This is a genomic window from Stenotrophomonas sp. (assembly GCF_032099025.1).
Taxonomy (GTDB): Bacteria; Pseudomonadota; Gammaproteobacteria; order Xanthomonadales; family Xanthomonadaceae; genus Stenotrophomonas.
Map to the genome: position 1 here is coordinate 1 of NZ_DAMCID010000031.1, position 22,180 is coordinate 22,180.

20 protein-coding genes are annotated in these 22,180 nt (G+C 66.5%); 12 read left to right on the top strand and 8 right to left on the bottom strand.

What is annotated here, in order from left to right:
- The first annotated feature begins 457 nt into the window (after positions 1-457).
- The 7 genes from RT456_RS16905 to RT456_RS16935 all read left to right on the top strand — a co-directional run bounded on the left by RT456_RS16905 (position 458) and on the right by RT456_RS16935 (position 6,357).
- Positions 458-1,441 carry a PhoH family protein gene (locus RT456_RS16905; RefSeq protein WP_313348270.1) on the top strand — a complete coding sequence of 328 codons (984 nt, stop codon included), beginning with the start codon at positions 458-460 and terminating at the stop codon, positions 1,439-1,441.
- Between the two features lie 5 nt (positions 1,442-1,446).
- Entirely contained in the window at positions 1,447-1,983 is a 537-nt protein-coding gene (locus tag RT456_RS16910; RefSeq protein WP_313348272.1) for a hypothetical protein, read from the top strand.
- Positions 1,984-2,002: 19 nt separating this feature from the next.
- A complete protein-coding gene (gene ybeY, locus RT456_RS16915; RefSeq protein WP_313348274.1) occupies positions 2,003-2,488 on the top strand; it encodes an rRNA maturation RNase YbeY in 486 nt (161 codons plus the stop codon).
- Positions 2,489-2,520: 32 nt separating this feature from the next.
- Positions 2,521-3,117: a hypothetical protein gene (locus tag RT456_RS16920; RefSeq protein WP_313348276.1), complete on the top strand. Its 597-nt coding sequence runs from the start codon at positions 2,521-2,523 to the stop codon at positions 3,115-3,117.
- A gap of 64 nt (positions 3,118-3,181) precedes the next feature.
- Positions 3,182-4,063: a transporter associated domain-containing protein gene (locus RT456_RS16925; RefSeq protein WP_313348277.1), complete on the top strand. Its 882-nt coding sequence runs from the start codon at positions 3,182-3,184 to the stop codon at positions 4,061-4,063.
- Positions 4,064-4,071: 8 nt separating this feature from the next.
- A complete protein-coding gene (locus RT456_RS16930; RefSeq protein WP_313348278.1) occupies positions 4,072-5,337 on the top strand; it encodes a DUF4105 domain-containing protein in 1,266 nt (421 codons plus the stop codon).
- Positions 5,338-5,352: 15 nt separating this feature from the next.
- Positions 5,353-6,357, top strand: coding sequence for a magnesium and cobalt transport protein CorA (locus RT456_RS16935; protein WP_313348280.1), 1,005 nt, complete (start codon positions 5,353-5,355; stop codon positions 6,355-6,357).
- Here the strand turns inward: RT456_RS16935 and RT456_RS16940 are convergent.
- The 4 genes from RT456_RS16940 to potA all read right to left on the bottom strand — a co-directional run bounded on the left by RT456_RS16940 (position 6,354) and on the right by potA (position 10,690).
- Positions 6,354-7,718, bottom strand: coding sequence for an NAD-dependent succinate-semialdehyde dehydrogenase (locus tag RT456_RS16940; protein ID WP_313348281.1), 1,365 nt, complete (start codon positions 7,716-7,718; stop codon positions 6,354-6,356). The two genes, RT456_RS16935 and RT456_RS16940, sit on opposite strands and share 4 nt — an antisense overlap.
- A gap of 91 nt (positions 7,719-7,809) precedes the next feature.
- Positions 7,810-8,652 (bottom strand): ABC transporter permease subunit, encoded by an 843-nt coding sequence (locus RT456_RS16945; protein WP_313348283.1) that lies wholly within the window; start codon positions 8,650-8,652, stop codon positions 7,810-7,812.
- Positions 8,649-9,560: an ABC transporter permease subunit gene (locus tag RT456_RS16950; protein ID WP_313348285.1), complete on the bottom strand. Its 912-nt coding sequence runs from the start codon at positions 9,558-9,560 to the stop codon at positions 8,649-8,651. The genes RT456_RS16945 and RT456_RS16950 overlap by 4 nt, the downstream gene beginning before the upstream one ends.
- Complete coding sequence (gene potA / locus RT456_RS16955) at positions 9,557-10,690, bottom strand: polyamine ABC transporter ATP-binding protein (RefSeq protein ID WP_313348286.1); 1,134 nt, start codon at positions 10,688-10,690, stop codon at positions 9,557-9,559. The genes RT456_RS16950 and potA overlap by 4 nt, the downstream gene beginning before the upstream one ends.
- Positions 10,691-11,132: 442 nt before the next feature.
- Here potA and RT456_RS16960 point away from each other — a divergent pair, with 442 nt between their 5' ends.
- Complete coding sequence (locus RT456_RS16960; RefSeq protein ID WP_313348288.1) at positions 11,133-12,473, top strand: NAD(P)-binding domain-containing protein; 1,341 nt, start codon at positions 11,133-11,135, stop codon at positions 12,471-12,473.
- Positions 12,474-12,526: 53 nt separating this feature from the next.
- Here the strand turns inward: RT456_RS16960 and RT456_RS16965 are convergent, their stop codons facing one another.
- Together RT456_RS16965 and RT456_RS16970 are read right to left on the bottom strand one after the other, a co-directional pair.
- Positions 12,527-13,633 carry a polyamine ABC transporter substrate-binding protein gene (locus tag RT456_RS16965; RefSeq protein ID WP_313348290.1) on the bottom strand — a complete coding sequence of 369 codons (1,107 nt, stop codon included), beginning with the start codon at positions 13,631-13,633 and terminating at the stop codon, positions 12,527-12,529.
- 162 nt (positions 13,634-13,795) lie between these two features.
- On the bottom strand, positions 13,796-15,247 hold the full coding sequence (locus tag RT456_RS16970) for a glutamine synthetase family protein (RefSeq protein WP_313348292.1): 1,452 nt from the start codon (positions 15,245-15,247) through the stop codon (positions 13,796-13,798).
- A 231-nt stretch (positions 15,248-15,478) separates the two neighbouring features.
- Between RT456_RS16970 and RT456_RS16975 the strand changes: the two genes are divergently transcribed.
- Complete coding sequence (locus RT456_RS16975; protein ID WP_313348294.1) at positions 15,479-16,765, top strand: FAD-binding oxidoreductase; 1,287 nt, start codon at positions 15,479-15,481, stop codon at positions 16,763-16,765.
- 148 nt (positions 16,766-16,913) lie between these two features.
- On the opposite strand, the gene RT456_RS16980 is transcribed toward RT456_RS16975, so the two are convergent.
- Positions 16,914-17,531 (bottom strand): DUF6338 family protein, encoded by a 618-nt coding sequence (locus tag RT456_RS16980; RefSeq protein WP_313348295.1) that lies wholly within the window; start codon positions 17,529-17,531, stop codon positions 16,914-16,916.
- 436 nt (positions 17,532-17,967) lie between these two features.
- Here RT456_RS16980 and RT456_RS16985 point away from each other — a divergent pair, with 436 nt between their 5' ends.
- From RT456_RS16985 to RT456_RS16995, 3 genes are all read left to right on the top strand, one after another.
- On the top strand, positions 17,968-18,597 hold the full coding sequence (locus RT456_RS16985) for a hypothetical protein (protein ID WP_313348296.1): 630 nt from the start codon (positions 17,968-17,970) through the stop codon (positions 18,595-18,597).
- A 297-nt stretch (positions 18,598-18,894) separates the two neighbouring features.
- Positions 18,895-20,235 carry a diguanylate cyclase gene (locus RT456_RS16990; RefSeq protein ID WP_313348298.1) on the top strand — a complete coding sequence of 447 codons (1,341 nt, stop codon included), beginning with the start codon at positions 18,895-18,897 and terminating at the stop codon, positions 20,233-20,235.
- A 70-nt stretch (positions 20,236-20,305) separates the two neighbouring features.
- Positions 20,306-20,767 carry a bacteriohemerythrin gene (locus RT456_RS16995; protein ID WP_313348300.1) on the top strand — a complete coding sequence of 154 codons (462 nt, stop codon included), beginning with the start codon at positions 20,306-20,308 and terminating at the stop codon, positions 20,765-20,767.
- Here the strand turns inward: RT456_RS16995 and RT456_RS17000 are convergent.
- Positions 20,748-22,043, bottom strand: a complete 1,296-nt coding sequence (locus tag RT456_RS17000; RefSeq protein WP_313348302.1) for an MFS transporter — start codon at positions 22,041-22,043, stop codon at positions 20,748-20,750. The two genes, RT456_RS16995 and RT456_RS17000, sit on opposite strands and share 20 nt — an antisense overlap.
- Positions 22,044-22,180 lie beyond the last annotated feature (137 nt).

A 22,180-nucleotide genomic window follows, 5' to 3' on the forward strand; every position in this document is an offset into this window, starting at 1 on the left:
CTGCGCGGTCCCGGCTCAATCCAGGCGCTTGCGGAAGCGCAGGATCGCCAGGGGCGGAACTCCGGCAGGAAGGACGCGGCGGCGCGATTCGTCACCTTGCGCATACAGGTGTGAAGGGCCGGTCAGGCCGCGCGTCGGTGGTCATGAAATGATCACGGCCGCGCAGCCGTTGCGCTCATTGGGGTACGGCGGCTTATCCACATGTTTCCCGCGCAACCGCCCACAAGCGGTGTGGAAAACCCCGCCGGGTTTGACGCTTTTTTGACCATGCGCACGGGATCGTTGCGGCACTAAGGCCGCCACCGACTATCCACAGGTTGCTGCACCGGCGCTGCACAGCGGCTGTGGAAAAGCGCGGCAGGGTCGATGCTGTGGCGGCGCCCGGGTGCGCGCGCTACCCTGTGGTTCCTTTCCCAAGCTCGCGGCAGGGTCATTGCGACCGCGGCCGCCGAACGCAATGACAGCACTGGCACACCGCGACTTCACCCTGGCCCCGGAAGACAACGAACGCCTGGCCAACCTGGCCGGCCCCTTCGACGAGCATCTGCGCCAGATCGAACTCAAGCTCGGCGTCGAGATCGCCAACCGCGGGCACGTGTTCCGGGTCACCGGTCCCACGCTCGTGGCCGAGGAAGCGCAGAAGCTGATCGAGGCGCTGTACATCGAAGCGGGTGAGGCAACGTTCGACAGCCACGCCATCCACCTGCGCCTGAACCAGGCCAACGTCGAGCACGTGGTCGAACGCAGCTACGACGCGCAGGAAGTGACCATCAAGGTCAAGCGCGGCACGGTGCGCGGCCGCGGCGCCAACCAGGCCCGCTACCTGCACCAGATCACCACCCACGACATCAACTTCGGGATCGGCCCGGCCGGTACCGGCAAGACGTTCCTGGCGGTGGCCAGCGCCGTGGATGCGCTCAATGAATCGCGCGTGCAGCGGCTGATCCTGGTGCGCCCGGCGGTGGAAGCCGGCGAGAAGCTCGGCTTCCTGCCCGGCGACCTGAGCCAGAAAGTGGACCCCTACCTGCGCCCGCTGTATGACGCCCTGTATGAAATGCTGGGCGTGGAAAAAGTGCTCAAGCTGCTGGAGAAGAACGTCATCGAGATCGCACCGCTGGCGTATATGCGCGGACGAACGCTCAACGATGCCTACGTGATCCTGGACGAGGCGCAGAACACCACGGTGGAGCAGATGAAGATGTTCCTGACCCGGCTCGGCTTCGGCTCCACCGCCGTGGTCACCGGCGACCTGACCCAGACCGACCTGCCCAAGCACGTCAAATCCGGGCTGCGCGATGCGATCGAGGTGCTGCGCGACGTGGACGGGGTCAGCTTCACCTTCTTCGAGGCGCGCGACGTGGTCCGCCACCCGCTGGTGGCCCGCATCGTCAGCGCCTACGACCGCCGCGACCTGCAGCAGCTCAAGCCGGGGGCGGAGTAGGCCCCATGCAGGCGCGCACGCTGCTGTTGGCCGCTGCACTGGCGACACTGGCGACCGCACGGGCCGACGAGGGTGCACGTGCGCCCGTGCTTCGCCAGCGCGTGGCGACGCTGCAGACGATGACCGCGCCGTGCCTGTCGGTGCGGGTATCCAGCGACGTGTCCGTCGCGGTGCCCGAACCGGTGTTGCAGCGCTACGTTGCCGCGCGGCCGACCGGACCCAGGCCGCAGGGCGCCCCCGACCCGGAGCACCTGGCGCGGGTATGGGGCGACCGCGCCCACGCGTGGGTCCAGCTGGATGCCGACACCGCAGACCGCTACGGCTGCCGCAGCGTTCCGCTGGAACGGTTGGGCGATGCACAATATCTACTCGGCCAGCTGTTGAAATCCGGCCAGGCCATGGTCACCGTGGACGGACAGGCCCGTGCCGAAGCTGCTGTCATGCTCCGCGAAACCACCTGCCATGAGGGGCCGTTAGGCATGTGGAGCTATCGATTGGAGAACGGCCAGCCGTTCTTCCACCTTGTCACCTGTGTTGTTTGATTACCCGGAATTGCCTGTCATGACCAAAGGTCCCGTCCGCCTCGATGTCGCCGTGAGCTACGCCCTGCCCCGGGCCGGGCTGCCGTCCGCGGTGAGTTTCCGCAAATGGGTCGCGGCCGCGCTCAAGGGCCGCATCCGCGAAGCCGACCTGGCCATCCGCCTGGTGGATGCCAAGGAGGGCCAGTCGTTGAACCGGCACTACCGTGGCAAGGACTACGCCACCAACGTGCTCAGTTTCCCCGCCGAGCTTCCCGAGGGTCTGCCCAAGGGGGTCAAGTTCCCGCTGCTCGGCGACCTGGTGATCTGCGCCCCGGTCGTGGAACGCGAGGCCGGCGAGCAGGACAAGGCGCTGAACGCCCACTACGCGCACCTGACGGTACACGGCGTCCTGCACCTGCTCGGCTGGGACCACGAAGACGACAAGGAAGCCGAGGCCATGGAGCAGCTGGAGCGCGACATCCTCGCCGAGCTGGGCATCGACGACCCCTACGCCAACGAGCTTTGAGCCGCACCACCGGCAACCCCACGGATCTTTCGATGACCGCTTTCAAGACCGCCTGCCTGGGCCTGCTGGCCCTGCTGCCCGCCACCGCTTCCGCCGCCCCGCTCGACCTGGCCGCGCTGATCGAATGCCGCCAGCGCCTGGCCGACTACGACGCCCTGGCGCCGGTGGTGGCCGACCCGCTCAAGGCCGTGGCCAACGGCCTGCAGCCGCTGCCGCAGACCAACCCGTTCATGAGCGAGTTCCGCCTGGCCACGCCGCTGACCGTATTCGGCCAGCGCACCGAGTACGTGACGGTGTCCGGGGCCAGCATCATGGCGATCCTGGACGTGGCCGATCCGCGCCCGCTGGCCAGGACCCTGGCGCTGGAGGACGGGGTCGACAACCCGGACAAGTTCATGGCCGGGCGCGAGGTGGTCAGCCAGGACGTGACCGATCCGCGCACGGGCGAGCCGATGATCGAATCGATCATCCTGAGCCTGTCCACGGTCAAGACCCACCCCGGCAAGACCCTGGCCGGCTGCACCTACAGCCTGGACCTGCCGGCCGAGGACGCGCTGCCGGCCGATGCCCCGCAGGCGCCGGCCCGCCCGCTGCCCCCGTCCGTGAATACCCCGCCGGACGGGCGCTGACAGCGGCCCGCATCCTGATAGACTGGCGCCAACGCCCGGCTCGCCGGGTGCCTTTTTTCCAGAGATGTCTGACGACGACAGTAGTGGCTCCAGTGCGGAGCAAAATGAGAAGAAGCGCAGCTGGCTTGAACGCCTGACGTCTGCCTTCTCCGGCGAACCCCACACCCGCGACGAGCTGGTGGCGGTACTGCACACCGCGCACGACGACGGCCTCATCGCCGCCGATACGCTGCGGATGATGGAAGGTGCGATCTCGGTGGCCGAGCTCACCGTTGGCGACGTGATGATCTCGCGCTCGCAGATGGTCTCGCTGCCGGTGGAAGCCCCGTTCCTTGAACTGATGAAGCAGGTGGTCGAATCCGGCCATTCGCGCTTCCCGGTGCACGGCGACAACAAGGACGACATCCTGGGCATCCTGCTGGCCAAGGACCTGCTGCGCGGCGTGGTCGCCGACAACGGTCCGGCCAACGTGCGCGAACTGCTGCGCCCGGCGGTGCTGATTCCCGAGGCGAAGAAGCTCAACGTGCTGCTCAAGGAGTTCCGGCTCTCGCGCAACCACATGGCCATCGTGGTGGACGAGTACGGCGGCGTCGCCGGCCTGGTCACCATCGAGGACGTGCTGGAACAGATCGTCGGCGAGATCGACGACGAGCACGACGAGGCCGAGGATCACACCGCACAGATCGCGATCCAGGCCGACGGCCAGTACGTGGTCGATGCGCTGACCGCCATCGAGGACTTCAACGAGCGCTTCGGCGCCACGTTCCCCGACGATGACTACGACACCATCGGCGGCCTGGTCACCGAGGCGATCGGGCACCTGCCGGAGACCGGCGACGAACTCACCCTGGACCGTTTCGTGTTCCGGGTCGCGCGTGCCGATGCCCGTCGCGTGCAGGCTTTCCATGTGACGGTGCTGCCGGCCGACACCAACAACGAGGATTGAGTCCCGCCATGCGGCCCCTGCTGATGCGGTGGCCGTTGTGCCGCCTGTTGTTCCTGCTGGTCCTGGTCGGCGTCGCCGGCCTGCCCCTGGCCGCGCTGGCCGCCCCTGAGCCGCCCGCCACGCCCGTCGCGGAGGCGGCTGCAACGGCCGATGCGCCGCCGCCGCGCATCGGCATCGTGACCATGAAGCCCGGCTCGATCTTCTTCGAGCGCTTCGGGCACGATGCCATCGTGGTGCTGGACCCGGTCACCGGGCAGGCGACCTCGTACAACTTCGGCTACTTCGACCCGTCCGAACCGGACTTCATCGGCCGCTTCATCCGCGGCGAGATGATGTATTACCTGGTCGCGCTGCCGCTGGAGCAGGATCTGTCCTATTACCGCGACAGTGGGCGCGGCGCCAACCTGCAGTGGCTGGACCTCAGCCCGGAACAGGCAGGCACCCTCGCCGCCTCGCTGGCCGAGCGCGCCAAGCCTGAAAACGCCCGCTACCGCTACGACTACTACACCGCCAACTGCGCCACCATGGTCCGCGATGCGATCGATGGCGCACTGGGTGGCGGGCTGCATTCGCAGCTCTCGGGCCGCTCGCGCGGCAACACCTACCGCAGTGAATCGGTGCGCCTGGCGTCGCCGGCGCCGTGGATGTGGCTGGGCTTCGACATCGGTCTGGGTCCCTTCGCCGACCAGCCGCTGTCGCGCTGGCAGGAAGCCTTCGTGCCGATGCGCCTGGCCGACGCGCTGCGCCAGGTGCGCAACAGCGACGGCCGCCCGTTGGTGCAGGCCGAACAGGAACTGCTGCCGCACCGGGTTGCCCCGGAGCCGGCGGAATCGGCGCGCCGCTGGTGGCCGTGGCTGCTGTGCGGGCTGGTGTTGGCCGCCGCAGTGGTCGCGCTGCGCCAGCGCCGCCGGCTGCTGGGCGGGCTGGCGCTGCCGCTGTGGCTGTTCTGCGGTATCGCCGGTGCGCTGCTGACCTTCCTGTGGGGCTTCAGCGCCCACCAGGCCGCCTGGGCCAACCGCAACCTGCTGCAGCTCTCGCCCCTGTGCCTTGCGCTGCTGCCGGGCGCGGTGACGCTGCTGCGCGGACGAACGCCGCGCGCCGCATTCCGCTGGCTGCTGTGGACCGTGGCCGCACTCTCGGCGCTGGGGCTGGTGCTGCACTGGTTGAGCCTGCAGGCCCAGTACAACCTGCAATGGATCGTGCTGCTGCTACCGCTGCACGTTGCCCTGGCTTGGGTGCTGGGCCGTCGTGACCCGCCTGTCACGGTCCGCTGACGCACGATACCGCCCATGGAAAACACGGCCATTGCCACGCCCAACCCGCCCTGCGTCATCAACTGCGTGCACTATGACGACCAGGGCAAGCGCCACGACATCAGCCTGGACGCGATCAGCGATGTGATCGAGAGCGGCAACGGCTTTGTCTGGGTGGGCCTGTACGAGCCCGCCGACAGCGTGCTGCTCAAGCTGCAGGAAGAGTTCTGCCTGCACTCGCTGGCCATCGAGGACGCACGCAACGCGCACCAGCGGCCGAAGGTGGAGGCCTACGGCAACTCGTTGTTCGTGGTGGTCACTACCGCGCAGATGGTCGACGAGCGCATCGCCTACGGCGAGACCCACGCATTCCTTGGCCCCCGCTTCCTGGTCACGGTGCGGCACGGCGCCTCGCTGTCGTACGCCGCGCCGCGCGCGCGGGTGGAACGCGAGCCGGACCTGCTGCGCAGGATGGGCCCGTCCTACTGCCTGTACGCGGTGCTGGATTTCGTCGTCGACAACTACCTGCCCATCACGCAGCGCTACCGCGACACGCTGGAACTGCTGGAAAAGGACATCTTCTCCGACAGCTACAAGCGGCAGACCGTGGTGCGCCTGTACGAACTGAAGCGCGAACTCAACAAGATGCGCATGGCGGTGGCCCCGCTGCAGGACATGCTGGCGCAGATCAAGCGCTACCAGGGCGACCTGGTGCCCGAGGAAGTGAAGCTGTACCTGCGCGATGTGCATGACCACGCGGTGCGGATCAGCGATGTGATCGATACGCTGCGCGAGATGCTGGGCACCGCGCTGAGCGTCAACCTGTCGCTGGTGACGCTGGCCCAGGGCGAGACGGTCAAGCGCCTGGGTGCATGGGCGGCACTGCTGGCCGCCCCTACCCTGATCACCAGCTGGTACGGCATGAACTTCAGCCACATGCCCGAGCTGAACCAGCCATGGGCGTACCCGGCAATGATCGTCGGCGTCGGCGCGATCTGCGTGGGCCTGTACCGGTTGTTCAAGCGGGTGCGGTGGCTCTAGGCCACGTATACGGTTTTGATGTTCATGAACTCATGGATGCCGTGGTCGGCGAGTTCACGGCCGAAGCCCGAGCGCTTGCTGCCACCGAACGGCAACCGCACGTCGCTCTTGACGATGGCATTGACGAACGCCGCGCCGCATTCCAGCCGCTTGGCGATTCCCTCGCCGCGTACCGGGTCGCCGCTCCACACGCTGCCGCCCAGCCCGAAGGTGGTGTCATTGGCAACCCGCAGCGCGTCGGCGTCATCGCGTACGCGCAGGATCGCGGCCACCGGCCCGAACAGCTCTTCGTCATAGGCGGGCATGCCGGGCACCACCTGGTCCAGGATCGTGGCCGGATAGCCCGCATGGGTGCCCGGCACCGGCTCACCGCCAAGCAGGACCTTCGCGCCCTTGGCCACGCTGGCCTGCACCTGCTTGTGCAGTTCCTCGCGCAGGTCGGCGCGGGCCATCGGGGCCAGGGTGGTCTTCTCGTCCTGCGGGTCGCCGTACACGCGCTGCGCCGAGGCGGCCACGAACTTTTCCACGAACGCATCGGCGATCGCATCGACCACGATGAAGCGCTTGGCGGCGATGCAGGTCTGCCCGCTGTTGTCGAAGCGTGACTTCACTGCCGCGGCGACCGTCTTGTCCAGATCGGCGTCATCGAGCACCACGAAGGCATCGCTGCCGCCGAGCTCCATCACGCATTTCTTGAGCTGGTCGCCGGCATTGGCCGCGATCGAGCGCCCGGCGCGCTCGCTGCCGGTCAGCGTGACCGCCTTGACCCGCTTGTCGCGCAGCACGTCGGCGGCCTGGTCGTTGTCGATGTGCAGCACATCGAACACGCCGTCGGGCAGCCCACCGTCACGGCAGACCGCCAGGATCAGGTCGGCGCACTGCGGCACGTTGCTGGCGTGCTTGAGCAGCGCCACGTTGCCGGCCATGAAGGCCGGCGCGAGGAAACGGAACACCTGCCAGATCGGGAAGTTCCATGGCATCACCGCAAACACGCACCCGATGGGCTCGTAGCGCACGTAGCTGCGCTGCGCTTCGGTATCGATCAGCTGCGGCTTCAGGTAGTCGGCGGCGTGGTCGGCGTAGTACTCGCAGGCCTGCGCGCATTTTTCCACCTCGGCCAGCGCCTCGCCCTTGAGCTTGCCCATTTCACTGGTCATGGCCTGCTGGATGTCGTCCTTGCGCGCACGCAGCTGGGCGGCGATGCCACGCAGGATCGCGCCGCGTTCCTGCAGCGAATGTGCCGACCACAACGGGAACGCCGTGGCGGCGGCAGCCAGCCGTTGCTCGATGTCGGCGGCCTTCAGCAGTTCATGCCGGTAGGTGACCTGGCCGGTGGCGGGGTTGACGATTTCAACGGTCATCGCGGTGCTCCGAAAGACAGGCCCCTATTCTGCGCCCGCCCCCGTGAGCCGGATGTTGCCGGTGTTGGCGGCGCCGCCCTACCCGTCCGCGCTACCGGTCCTGCAGCGCCATCTGCATGTCGCGCTGCCGGCGCTTGTCGCTGCGGGCGGTGATGAACCAGCCCACCACCGCCGCGATCGACACCGCCAGCACCATCAGCGTCGCCAGTGCGTTGATCTCCGGCTTGATGCCCATCCGCACGGAGGCGAACACCTTCATCGGCAGCGTGGTCGAGTTCGGGCCCGCCACGAAGCTGGCAATCACCACGTCGTCCAGCGACAGGGTGAACGCCAGCAGCCAGCCGGCCACCAGCGCCGGGGCGATGATCGGCAGCGTGATCTGGAAGAACACCTTCAGGCGGCTCGCCCCCAGGTCCATCGCCGCCTCTTCGAGCGAACGGTCCAGCTCCTGCAGGCGCGAGGACACCACCACCGTCACGAACGACAGGGTGAAGGTCACATGCGCGATCCAGATGCTGGTCACGCCCCGGCTGGGGAAGCCCGGAATTCCGCCCATCGCCACCAGCAGCGTCATCAGCGAGAAACCCAGGATCACCTCCGGCATGACCAGCGGCGCGGTGATCAACGCACCGAACAGGGTCTTGCCATGGAAGCGCCGGAAGCGCGTCATCACCATTGCCGCCATCGTGCCCAGCACCGTGGACGCACTGGCCGTCCAGAACGCCACCTTCAGGCTGATCCACAGCGCGTCCAGGATCTGCCGGTTGTTGAACAGCTCTCCATACCAGCGCGTGGAGAAGCCCGACCAGACCGTGGCCAGCTTGGAGGCGTTGAACGAATAGACCATCAGCAGCAGGATCGGCAGGTACAGGAAGGCGAAGCCCAGCCCCAGCACCGACCAGCCCAGCCAGCGGCTGCGACGCACCATGCTCATGTCAGCTTCCCTTCCAGCTCACGCTGCTGCACGCGGTTGAACAGCAGGATGGGCACCAGCAGCAGCGCCAGCATCACGATCGCCACCGCAGATGCCGTCGGCCAGTCGCGGTTGTTGAAGAACTCGCCCCACAGCACCCGGCCGATCATCAGCGTGTCCGGCCCACCCAGCATCTCCGGAATCACGAACTCGCCCACCGCCGGAATCATCACCAGCATGCAGCCGGCGATGATGCCGGTGCGCGACAGCGGCAACGTGATCGTCAGGAATGCCTGCCACGGCTTGGCGCCCAGGTCGTAGGCCGCCTCCAGCAACCGGTTGTCGAGCTTGACCAGGTTGGCGTAGAGCGGCAGCACCATGAACGGCAGGTAGCAGTACACGATGCCGATGTAGGCGGCGGTCGGGGTGTACAGGATCTGCAGCGGCGCATCGATCAGCCCGATCTTCAGCAGCAGCTGGTTCAGCAGGCCATTGCGGTCGAGGATGCCGATCCAGGCATACACGCGGATCAGGAACGAGGTCCACGACGGCAGCACCACCAGCATCATCGCCACGTTGCGTGCCGCCGGCGGCATCCGCGAAATGACGTACGCCATCGGGTAGCCGATCAGCAGCGTGAACAGCGTGGCGATCACCGCGATCTTGATCGAGCTCAGGTAGGCCAGCAGGTACTGGCTGTCCTTGACCAGCGCGGCGTAGTTGCCGAGGCTGAGCTTCAGCGAGAAGGCCCCGTCCACGTACTCCAGCAGCCACGTGTACGGTGGTGAGCCGACCTGGGTGCGCGCGAACGAGATCATCAGGATGATCACGAACGGCACCGCGAAGAACAGCAGCAGCCACAGGTACGGCGCGGCGATCACACCGCTGCGCGTTCCCGGGAGCCAACGCTTCCAGCCAGTGGCGTTCATGCGGTGAGCACCACGCCGTCGTTGTCGCGCCAATGCACCCACACGTTGTCGCCCCAGGTGAGCCCGTCGCTGGCCCAGCGCTGCGAATTGGCGAAGTTGGACAGCACCTTGGCGCCGCTCGGCAGGCGCACGTGGTACACCGAGTGACTGCCGAAGTAGGCGATCTCCTCGATCACGCCCTGCGCCTTGTTCGTGTCACCGGCCGGCTCCTGCTTGCCGATCATCACCTTCTCCGGGCGCAGCGCGAACGCCACCGGCTGGCCTTCGTAGCCGGTGATGCCGTGCGCGACATAGATCGGCGCCGGGAACAACGGCGTGCGCACGGTGACGTACTCGGGCAGGTCCTCGTCGATCACCCCTTCAAACAGGTTCACCGAGCCGATGAAGCTGGCCACGAAGCGGTTGGCCGGCTGCTCGTAGATCTCGTCCGGTTTGCCCACCTGCTGGATCCAGCCCGCGTCCATCACCGCGATGCGGGTGGCCATGGTCATCGCCTCTTCCTGGTCATGGGTGACCATCACGCAGGTCACGCCGGAGGTTTCGATGATGTTGACCAGCTCCAGCTGCATCTGCGAGCGCAGCTTCTTGTCCAGCGCGCCCATCGGTTCGTCCAGCAACAGCAGCTTGGGCCCCTTGGCCAGCGAACGGGCCAGCGCCACGCGCTGCTGCTGGCCGCCGGACAGCTGGTGCGGCTTGCGCTTGGCCAGCTTGCCCAGCTGCACCAGGTCGAGCATTTCGCCCACCCGCGTGCGGATCGCGTCGCGGGCCAGGCCGTCCTGCTTCAGGCCGAAGGCGATGTTCTGCTCGACCGACATGTGCGGGAACAGCGCATACGACTGGAACATCATGTTGAGCGGCCGCTGGTAGGGCGGCAGCGCGTTGATGCGCTGGCCATCCAGGTCGATGGTGCCGGCCGTGGGCGTTTCGAAGCCGCCCAGGCAGCGCAGCAGGGTCGACTTGCCACTGCCCGACCCGCCCAGCAGCGCGAAGATCTCGCCCTTGTTCACGTCCAGGCTGACATCGTCGAGCGCGACGAACCCGTCGAACTCCTTGCGCAGCGCGCGGATGGACAGATAGCCCGGCTCCAGGGCCGGGACGACCTCGCCTTCCGGCTTGGCTTCAAATGGCATGGGCAGCGGCTCCGGGAGCGGCGACAGGAGGGGAATGGCCCATTTTAGCGGCCGTTGGCGACAGCAGCGATACCGGATCGTGGCGGTTGGGCACCCACTGACTGGGGTAGACCCCACCCACCCTAGTCAGGCGGCTGCCGAGGCGAGGTGAACGGCTCGACTGCGACACGGCCGGCCTTCCGCATGACACACCTCGGTGTCCATCTGCGCCTTGACGCCGCCGCGCCTGGGCGGCCGATGGGACGGGCCGGTTGCGAACGGTCGGCTGACGTCTGTGGCCGTCTGGGCACCCACCTTGGACGGTTTCTTGATCGACGACACACCTCGGCACGGCAGGACGCGTGCGCCACGCGGCCCATCACACTCTGGGCGAGACTGCGTTGACCCAGCGGCGGTGCGAAGGCGATACCTGCGTGGATGGCAAACGCGCAAGGAGCCCCGCATGCGGACGAATCAAACAACACCGCCCCCCTCCCCACCGCCGGTTGATGTGGTGGTCATCGGCGCGGGCCATTCGGGCCTGGCACTCATTGCCACCCTGATGGAGGCCGGTGTGCACCACCAGGTGCTGGAGGCGGAGACCATCGGCGCCAGCTGGACCCGACGATGGGATTCCTTCCGCCTCAACACGCCCAACTTCCTCACCGCCCTGCCCGGTTACCGCTACGAGGGTCCGGACCCGACCGGATTTGCCACCGCGCCGGAGGTCATCGACATGCTGACCGGCTATGCGCGTCAGCGGCAGCTGCCCGTCGTGGAGAACTGCACCGTGCAGCGGGTGTTCCCTGCAGGGAATGGATATCGCGTTAAAACCAGTGACGGCATGCTGCATGCACGCTGCGTCGTGGTGGCCAGCGGGGAGTACCGGCGCCCGCGCTGGCCGCGGCCGTTCTTCTCCCCCGCTCCCGGGCTGGAGGTCCTTCATTCCGGCGACTACCGGCGGCCACAACAGCTTGGCCCGGGCGCCGTGCTGGTGATCGGCGGTGGCCAGTCCGGCGCGCAGATCGCGCAGGACCTGCGCGCGGCGGGACGCAAGGTGTTCTGGTCGATGGCCGACCGCTTCTCGCACATCCGCCGGGTACGCGGCCGCGATTCCATGCACTGGTGGGACATGCAGGGGCTGCTGCACCGGCACGTGAGCGAGCGCCCGGACGTGGTCGCGCGGGTGCCGGGCGCCCTGCAGAAGGCAAGAACGGCCGAGTTCCCCCTGGTATCCGGGACCGGTGCGCTGGGCATGGGCAGCTCGATCAGCCTGCTGTCAATGCACCGCGACGGCATCGTGCTGCTCGGCAAGCTGGAACACCTGGAAGGCCACATCGCGCAGTTCCGCGACGTACGGCCGCAGATCCGTGCGGCGGTCGCCGGCACGCGTGCCGAGTTCAACCATCTGAACGACATGGCGGACGCGCACTACGCCTCGACGCTTGAGGTACCTACCGACGACGCGCGCTACCTGCCCGAAGAGGTCTACCTGGATTGGGAACCGGAGGCCGCGCCGCGCTGCCTCCGCCTGGATGACGAGGGCATCGGTTCGCTCGTGCTCGCCACCGGATTCGAGGCGCATTGGCCGTGGCTCGATGTACCCGGCGTGCTCGACGCGCGCGGCTATCCGCTGGGCGAACATGGGGTGTCTCCGCAGGCCGGGCTGTTCTTCCTCGGCATGTACAACCTGCAGCGGCCGAGTTCCAACTTCCTGTGCAACGGCGGACGCGATGCGGCTGAGCTGTTGCCCGCCATCATGCGTCACCTTGCTGCATCGGCCACGCCTGCACCACGCGCATGAAAAAGGCCGCCGGGATGTGCGCCGGCGGCCTGGCATTCAAGCACTCGGGTAGCTCAGCGACCGGTCTTCACCTCGGTCCACAACCGGGTATACAGCTTGTCCACTTCCGGCGGGTTGATCGAGTAGGTGAACATCTTCGCGGCCACGTCGGCCGGCGGGTAGATGGTCGCATCGGTGCGGATCGCTTCGTCCACCAACGGGGTGGCCGCGCCGACCGGATTGGCGTAGTGGATGAAGTTGGTGTTGGCCGCGGCCACCTTCGGGTCCAGCAGGTAGTTGATGAAGGCGTAGGCCGCTTCGGGGTGCTTGGCATCCTTGGGGATGGCCAGCATGTCGAACCACTGCGGCGCGCCTTCCTTCGGAATCGAGTAGGCCACGGTCACGCCGTTGGCCGCCTCGGCAGCGCGGTCGCGGGCCTGGATGATGTCGCCCGACCAGCCCACCACCAGGCAGGTGCCACCGTTGGCCAGCGAGCCCACGTACTGCGACGAGTGGAAGTTCTGCACGTACGGCCGGATGCTCTTGAGCAGGTCGGCCGCCTTCTGGATCACGGCCGGGTCGTGGCTGTGCGGATCTTCGCCCAGGTAGTGCAGCGCGATGGGAATCATGTCGGCCGGGGTATCCAGGATCGTGATCCCGCAATCCTTCATCTTCGCGATGTTTTCCGGCTTGAAGATCAGGTCCCAGCTGTTGGCGATCTCGGTGCTGCCGCCGAAACGCTCCTTGAGCATCTCCACGTTGTAGCCGATGCCGGTGGTGCCGATCATGTACGGCACGCCGTACTTGTTGTCCGGATCCTGCTGCGCGATGCGCTTCATCATCTCCGGATCGAGATTGGCCAGGTTCGGAATTCTGCTCTTGTCCAGCGGAAGGAACACGCCGGCCTGGATCTGGCGGCCGAAGAAGTTGAGCGTGGGCACCACCACGTCGTAGCCACTGCCACCGGCCAGCAGCTTGGTTTCCACCATCTCGTCGCTGTCGAACACATCGTAGGTCACCTTGATGCCGGTGGCCTTCTCGAAGTTGGGGATGGTGTCTTCAGCGATGTAGTCGCTGTAGTTGTAGACGTTCAGCACCTTGCTGTCGTCCTGCTTGGCACCGCCGCCGCAGGCGCTGAGCATCGTGACGGCAATGCCGAGGGTGAGGATTCGCAGCTTCATCGGACTCTCCAACAGATCGGGTGCGAGGTGGGGGAACCGGCCAGGCCGGTACGACCGGTGTCAGCCTAACGGGCAGGCGACCATTTTCCCAGCACGCGCTCCTCACGGCCATGCCTGATCGGGCGGGCAGGTCCGCCGGCGCCCTGCCCAGCCCTGCCCCGGTCAGACGTTCAGCAGCAGGAACTCGCGCTCCCAGGAGCTGATCACCCTGAAGAAGGTCTCGTATTCCTTGCGCTTGACCGACACGTAGGCACGGCAGAAGCGTTCGCCCAGCATCTCGCGCAGTTCCGGGCAGCGTTCCAGCCCGTCCAGCGCCTCGCCCAGCGAGCGCGGCAGGTCGTAGCCCAGCTCCTTGGCGCTGCCGGCGATCGGCGCGGTGGGCGAGCCCTGCTCACGGATGCCCAGCAGGCCCGCCGCGAGCGTGGCCGCCATGGCCAGGTACGGATTGGCGTCGGAGCCGGCGAAGCGGCTCTCCACGCGCATGTTTTCCGGGGTGTCCATCGGCACGCGCAACCCACAGGTGCGGTTGTCGAAGCCCCAGTGCACGTTGCTCGGCGACACCTCGCCAAATACCAGGCGACGGTAGGAGTTCACGTTGGGGGCGAAGAACGCCATCGCCGCCGGGACGTATTTCTGCAGGCCGGCCAGGTAATGGCCGAACAGCGGGCTGAAGTCCTCGCCGCCGTTGTCGCCGCTGAACACGTTGTGGCCGTCGCTGATCCGCACCAGGCTCTGGTGGATGTGCATGGCACTGCCCGGTTCGGTCTCCATCGGCTTGGCCAGGAACGTCGCATAGACCCCGTGGCGCATGGCCGACTCGCGCATGGTGCGCTTGAACAGGAACACCTGGTCGGCCAGGTCCATCGCGTTGGCGTGGGTGAAGTTGACCTCCAGCTGCGCCGCGCCGGACTCGTGGATCAGCGTGTCCACGTCCAGCTTCATCGCATCGCAGTAGTCGTACATGAGATCGAGAATGGGGTCGAACTCGTTCACCGCATCGATCGAATAGGACTGCCGCGCGGTCTCCGGGCGGCCGGAGCGGCCGGCGGGCGGCAGCAGCGGGAAGTCCGGGTCGGTGTTTTTCTGGACCAGGAAGAATTCCAGCTCCGGGGCCACCACCGGGCGCAGGCCCAGCTCGGCGTAGGCGTCCAGCACCCGGCGCAGCACGTTGCGCGGCGCCAGCTCATGCGGCTCGCCGTGCTTGGTATAGCAGTCGTGGATCACCTGCGCGGTGGGGTCGGTGGCCCAGGGCACCATGCGCACGGTGTCCGGATCGGGGCGCAGGATCATGTCCGAGTCCGACGGCGAGGTCAGTTCGTAATAGTCGTCCGGGAATTCGCCGGTGACGGTGGTGGCGAAAATGCCTTCGGGCAGGCGTGTGCCGTAGTCGTGCGAGAACTTGTCAGCAGGAATGATCTTGCCGCGGGCGTTGCCGGTGATGTCCGGCACCAGGCATTCCACCTCGGTGATGTGGCGCTCCTTGAGCCAGCGCAGCAGGGCGCTCTCCTCGGCCACGGGCTTGGCCGCGGCCTTGCGCGAGGGTGCCTTGCGCGACGGTGCGGCCGTCTTGCGCGACGGAGAAGGGGATTTGCGCGAACGCGTTCGGGTGGTCATGAGCGGTCTGCTGTGCGTGAGCAACGGCGACAAGCATCGCCGAAGGCGTGGAAAATGCCGTGATTGAACCGGGTGCAACGCACCTGCGTCGTGCCCGAATGGCCTGGCTGCACGTTACGCCTGCCCGCTGACACCGCGCAACCGTGCGCTGCCGTCACGCCTGTCGGGCGCCGGTTGCTGGCATGCTGTACCCATGACTGCCGTTCGCTCCCCTGCTGCTACGTGCCGACCATGAACCTCCCCGGCCAGGCACACGCACCGAGCTGGTATGCCGACAGCGTACCGGCGTCCCCACTGCGTACCCCGCTGCGCGGCGACCATGCCACCGACGTGTGCGTGCTGGGGGCGGGCTATACCGGCCTCTCGGCGGCGCTGTCGCTGGCCGAGCGTGGCTACCGGGTGACGATCCTGGAGGCGCACCGCGTCGGTTGGGGCGCATCCGGGCGCAACGGGGGGCAAGCCATTGTCGGTTACGGCTGCGAGGTGGATACGCTGGAACGGCTGGTCGGCCATGCCGATGCACGACGGCTGTTCGACTTCTCGCGCGACGGCATGGCCCTGCTGCGTCACCGCCTGCAGCACTACGCCATCGACTGCGATTGGCGCGACGGCCATGCCAGCGTGCCGATCAGCCTGCGCCAGGAAAAAACACTGCGCCAAGGGCTGCTGACGCTCGCCGAACGCTACGACTACCCGCTGCAGTGGTGGGACCAGGTCGCGCTGCGCACGCAGTTGGACAGCCCGCGCTATCGAGGCGCGATGTTCGATGCGGCCAGTGGCCACCTGCACCCGCTCGCGTATGCGCAGGGCCTGGCGCGGGCCGCCGAGGGCCTGGGCGTGGTCATCCATGAAGCAAGCCCGGTGGTTGAACTGGTCCGCGGCACCCGGCCGCAGCTGCGCACCGCACAGGGGACGGTCAGCGCCGGGCAGGTGGTAATCGCCGGCAACGCCTGGCTGCAGGGCATCGCGCCGGAGCTGGAGAGCCGGATCATGCCGGTGGGCACCTACATCGGCGCCAGCGAGGTGCTGGGCGCCGCGCGCGCACGCTCGCTGATCCGCAACGACATGGCGGTGGCCGATGTGAGCTGGGCGCTGGACTACTTCAAGCTCAGCGCCGACCACCGGCTGCTGTTCGGCGGGCGCGCCAGCTACTCCGCGTTGCCGCCCCCCGGGCTGCGCGGGGTGATGACGCGGCGCATGCACCAGGTCTTCCCGCAGCTGGCCGACGTGCGCATGGACCAGGTCTGGGGCGGTTACGTGGACATCACCCGCAACCGCGCCCCGCACTGGGGCCGGCTCACCCCGAACGTGTACTTCGCGCAGGGATTCTCGGGCCATGGCGTGGCGGCTACCGGGCTGGCCGGCGCGATCATCGCCGAGGCCATTGCCGGACAGAACGAACGGCTGGATGTGTTCGAACGCATTCCGCATGGGCGCTTCCCCGGCGGGAAGCTGCTGCGCATGCCGCTGCTGGTGGCGGCGATGTCCTGGTACAAGTTGCGGGATGTGGTGGGGTGAGCCGAGGTTGCCACGCAGGGCGTGGCACTACGGCCGCTTGGGTGCAGGCGGCGGATTGGGGGGGAGCTGAGGGCGTTTGATGCGCGGTGGCGCACCCGGGGTCGCAGGATCAGGGCGCCGGCCAGCCGGAAGTGGCGGATTTGAGCCTTTACGGAGAAATGCCATCGTCGCCTCCTTTAGCGGGTAACAGTTCGACCCATCGAACATCCTCTGCGCGAATGATTATGCCATCGAGGGCAGCAAGGACGAGCGGGGGGCCGTCCTCGAGTATCCACGCCGGGTCCTGAAGATAGAACTGCCCCATGCATGGATCGACAGGCCATTCCTTGGGCCAACCTGTCAGCCGCCTGCCATCCTTGAGATGAAGAATGACGTCCGAAGAATGGGACGCCAGAACGCAGAACCATTCGCTGGGATGCGAACTGCGCGACGTTAATCCCTTCCTTCGCAGCCAAGTGTGGAACACGTCCTTGTTCACCGCTGCCGCTACGGTCGATCCCAACAGTATTGCGACAATCACCGACCACAGCACCTGGCTGGTGGCCGTCCACGCTCCGATCGCAAAGGTTCTTCCAACGACTTCCAGCAACAGCTGGATCAGTTCGATAAGGCCTTGTACGACAAATGTGAAAACCAATGCTTCAATGGTTCTTTCAAACTGTCCTGGCTTGGGATGTGACGTAAGTCCATAGAACATCCATGCGGAAAGGAAGCCTGGCAGCAGGAACGTGAGTAGTGGGGTCACTTCCTTGTAGAGGTTGTCCATGCGTTGCGGACCAGAGTTGCGGGCACAGAGGAATCGTAGTGACCGGAAACAAGCTTGTACGTGCCCGAGCTCTCATTCAATTGAGGTTGCGATTGATTCTTCCTTCGGATTGACCGGCTGGAGTCAGGACGAATGAGATGATCGATTCGTGAAGGTCACGAGCAAGGGACTTGACCACGCTGGCGCGCCGAACCACGAGAACTTCAGCATCGTCGTGAGCCCAGTTAATGCGAACAGGTCGTCTTGCACCTCAGCGGCCCATCCGCAAGGGAATACCCCGGGCCTTGCCAGCCTCCAGCACAGCCTCGAAGGCATCCAGATAGTCGACGCGCTGTGCTTCAGCCGCCAAGCCCTGCCTACAGTCTTGGTACGCCCGCTTACCGCTTCCAACGCCCAGTGACATGGCCACGCACTGATCGACACCATGCGGGTCCGCATGACCCTCGCCCCCTCAACAGATGCCCATGTGGCGCTTGGCAAGGCAACGAAATCCCTCGCACAATCTGCCATCAGCGGACGTTTTGGTGATGCACGTCAGCACCTGCACACAGCAATGTTGTCTTCGCCTGATCAGATCCGCAGTCGGCTTGAGGAGATTGACGAACGTTGTAACGCCTGTTCCGCCCCAATCAAGCCGGATGGCCACTCGGTTGACAGGATTGGTGCGCAGGCACTCGCTGGCATCGTCTGCGCAAAGCTGCTGAGCAATGCGACATACGCTGGGAGCCAACCTAACAACCTGGGCACCTCCTTGAGTGATTGGGCTGGCACTGCCGCTGGGGACGCACTCATTGGTAAGCTCGTTGAATGCGAGAGCAAAGACGAGGTTCGCAAACAACTGGTTGACTTCGTCGACATGTTCAAACTGGGTGATCTCCCGTTGCCGAAGGGGAGAGTACCCCTCCTTGATGAGGCTCGCAGCGCACTTGAGTACTGCGAATCCTTCTTCACGAGCTCTGCCGGGCGCGTCATTTCGATGCCCAATGGGGGGTTGGATCTCGTCTCAGCCAGGCCAATGGACAGCGCCGAGTACGAAGCTCGCTGGGACCGCCAGTTCGTCGCCTGAGGCTGCAGGCTGGGCACGTCGAGGAACTTGTAGGCGGCTTCGGCCCGCGGTCAACGCCGGCTGCATGGGCCGGGTGCAGATGGCGCCCGGCTTCGGCGGCTTGTGCCGCGCTGCGCGCGGTTGACACGCATGGCGTGTCATTACGCGTTGTTGAGGGCCCATTTGGATATGGGTCGATCGACTCGTGGTGCGCCTCGGACGGGGGTCGCGGATCACAGATCCGCGCATTGACCCTAAAGTCGCGTGTGAAGACGCCGATATTCCTTCCGACCCTCTCGGAAATCGAGCGTACGCGACATGCCGGCACTGTTTCAGGGCGCCTTCGACAGCGAACCCGCTGACTCCCTCCCCCAGCGGATCCTGCTGGTGGAGAACTCGCGCACGTTCACCAGCATGCTCAAGGAAGCCATCGAACAGCGGCTTGAGCTGCCGGTGTCCGTGGCCACCTCCCTGGCCGAGGCCGGGCGCCTGCTGGATGAGGAGGAAGGCTGGTTCCTGGTGCTGACCGGGCTGGTGCTGGCCGACGGCGACCGCGACAAGGTGGTGGAATATTTCCTGTCGCGCGGGCTGCGTACCGTCGTGGTCAGCGGGGTGTATGACGAAGACCTGCGCAAGCGCGTGCTGCAGCAGCAGATCATCGACTACGTACTGAAGAACACGCCTGGCAGCATCGACTACCTGGTGTGGCTGGTGCAGCGACTGGACCGCAACCGCCGTATCGCGGCGCTGGTGGTGGATGATTCGATGTCCGCGCGGATGTACGCCGCCTCGCTGCTGCGCATGTACGGGCATGACGTCTACGAAGCCGCCGACGGCGCCGAGGGACTGAAGGCGATCGAGGCACACCCGGCGATCCGGCTGGCGGTGGTCGACCAGGAAATGCCCGGCATGGAGGGCGTGGAATTCACCCGCCGGCTGCGGACCCTGCGCTCGCGCGACAAGGTGGCGGTGATCGGCATTTCCGGCAACACCGACCCGTCGCTGATTCCGCGCTTCCTCAAGAACGGCGCCAATGACTTCCTGCGCAAGCCGTTCTCGCGCGAGGAGTTCTTCTGCCGCGTCTCGCAGAACGTGGACCAGCTGGAGCTGATCGGCACGCTGCAGGACCTGGCCACGCGTGACTTCCTCACCGGCCTGCCCAACCGCCGCTTCTTCCTGGAACACAGCCAGCGCCAACTGCCCAAGCTGCAGCTGGAGGGCGAGCAGGTCGCCGTGGCGATGATCGACATCGACCACTTCAAGCACATCAATGACACCCACGGGCATGAAGCCGGTGACGACGCGCTGCGCGCGGTGGCCGCTGCAGTGGCCGACCATGCGCGCGACCAGGACCTGATCGCACGCTTCGGTGGCGAAGAGTTCTGCCTGCTGGTGCCGGGGCTGGAAGAAGACGAGGCGGTGGGCTACTTCGAGATCCTGCGCCAGCGCATCGCCGCGCTTGAAGTGGACCTGGGCCACACCACGCTGCGCATGACGGTGAGCATCGGCCTGTGCTGCCTGCGTCCGCAGCACGACTCGCTGCACCGGCTGATTTCCGAGGCCGACCGCCAGCTGTACCTGGCCAAGGCCGCGGGCCGCAACCGGGTATGCAGCACGCGGGTGGCCACCGCCGCCCGGGAACCCGCGCTGGCGCCTTGATCCAGATCAACGCAGGGCCGCCCCGCCCTGCCTAGAGTCGTTTCCTGTTGAACAGCGCAGGAAACACGACATGGCACTTCTGGTCTGGCAGGACGACCTGAACATCGGCATCGACGTCATTGACCACCAGCACATGCGGATCGTCGAGATGCTCAACCACCTGCACGTGGCGCAGACCAGCCTGCACAAGGTGGCGGTGGCCGAGGTGATCGACGAACTGGTGGACTACACCATGTCGCACTTCGCCTTCGAAGAAGAGCTGATGGAGGAAGCCGGCTATCCGTTCTGCGCCGCGCACAAGCGCGTGCACGAGATTTTCGTCAAGCGGGTGGCCGAGTACCGGCTGCGCTTCCAGGCCGGCGAAGACGTGACCGACGAGCTGCGCACGATGCTCTCGCGCTGGCTGTTCAACCACATCCGTGGCGACGACAAGGCCTACGCCGAGTCGGTCAAGCAGCACCTCAACCAGTTCGCGCGCGACCACCAGCAGGGTGGCTGGCTGGGCCGTACGCTCAAGCGGTTCTTCCGCTGACCCGGACCGGCCGACCCATCGCCAGCAATGCCAGGATGGTCACTACGGCAGTCAGGCACAAGTAGTAGCCCACTGCGACCAGCCCGAAGCGCTCGGCCAGCCACGTCGCCACGTACGGGGCCGGTGCGGCACCGAGGATGCCGGCCAGGTTGAACGACAGCGAGGCGCCGGTGTAGCGCACCTGCACCGGGTAGATCTCGGCCAGGAAGGTGCCGCAGGGCCCGTACGTCAAGCCCATGAGGAACAGCCCCAAGGACAGGAAGCCCAGCACCATCCACGGGCTGCCCGCCTGGAACAGCGGGGCGAACACCACGCCGAAACCGAGGATCAGGCCGCTGGCCACGATCATCGTGCGCCGGGTTCCCCAGCGGTCGCCGTAACGCGCCGACAGCGGAATGCCGGCGGCGAAGAACAGGATGCCGACCATCTGCATCAGCAGGAACTGCTCACGGGTGTAGTGCAGCACGGTGGTGCCGTAGCCCAGGGTGAACACGGTCATCAGGTAGAACAGCACGAACGTGGCGAAGGCACCGAGCGTGCCCAGCACCAGGCTGCGGGAGTGATGGCGGATCACGGTCCACATGGGCAGCCGCACCCGCTCGTTGCGCGCCAGCGCGGCGCGGAACTGCGGGGTCTCATGGATGTTCAGGCGCACCCACAGGCCCACCGCCACCAGCAGCGAGCTGGCCAGGAACGGCACGCGCCAGCCCCACTGCAGGAAATCGGCATCGCTCATCGCGCGCCCGAGCAGCAGGAAGATGCCGGCCGACAACAGGAACCCCAGGGGTGCACCCAGCTGCGGGAACATGCCGTACCAGGCACGCTTGCCGGGCGGCGCGTTTTCCGTCGCCAGCAGCACCGCTCCGCCCCATTCGCCGCCCAGCCCCAGGCCCTGCCCGAACCGGCACAGCGCCAGCAGCGCCGGCGCCACCAGGCCGATGCTGGCGTGCGTGGGCAGCAGGCCGATCGCCACCGTGGACACGCCCATGGTCAGCAGCGCCGCCACCAGCGTGGCCTTGCGCCCGATCCGGTCGCCGTAGTGGCCGAACACCGCCGACCCGACCGGACGCGCGATGAAGGCCACCGCGAAGGTCGCCAGCGATTGCAGCAAGGCCGCGCCGTCGCTGCTGTCGGGAAAGAACAGGTGCGGAAACACCAGCACCGCCGCCGTGGCGTAGATGTAGAAGTCGAAGAACTCGATGGTGGTGCCGATCAGGCTGGCCAGCAGGATGCGGCGTGGAGCGTTGGCGGCGGGTGCAGCGGCAGGAGTCGACATCGTTCACAGGCAGAAGGAGCAGCTGCCCGATTCTGCCACGGGCGCACCACCGCACGGCACGATGGTTGCACACGCAACGTTGGGTGGCCCTGGCCATACAGAGCGCAATCCGCGGCAGACCCGGCCGTTGGCCGGAC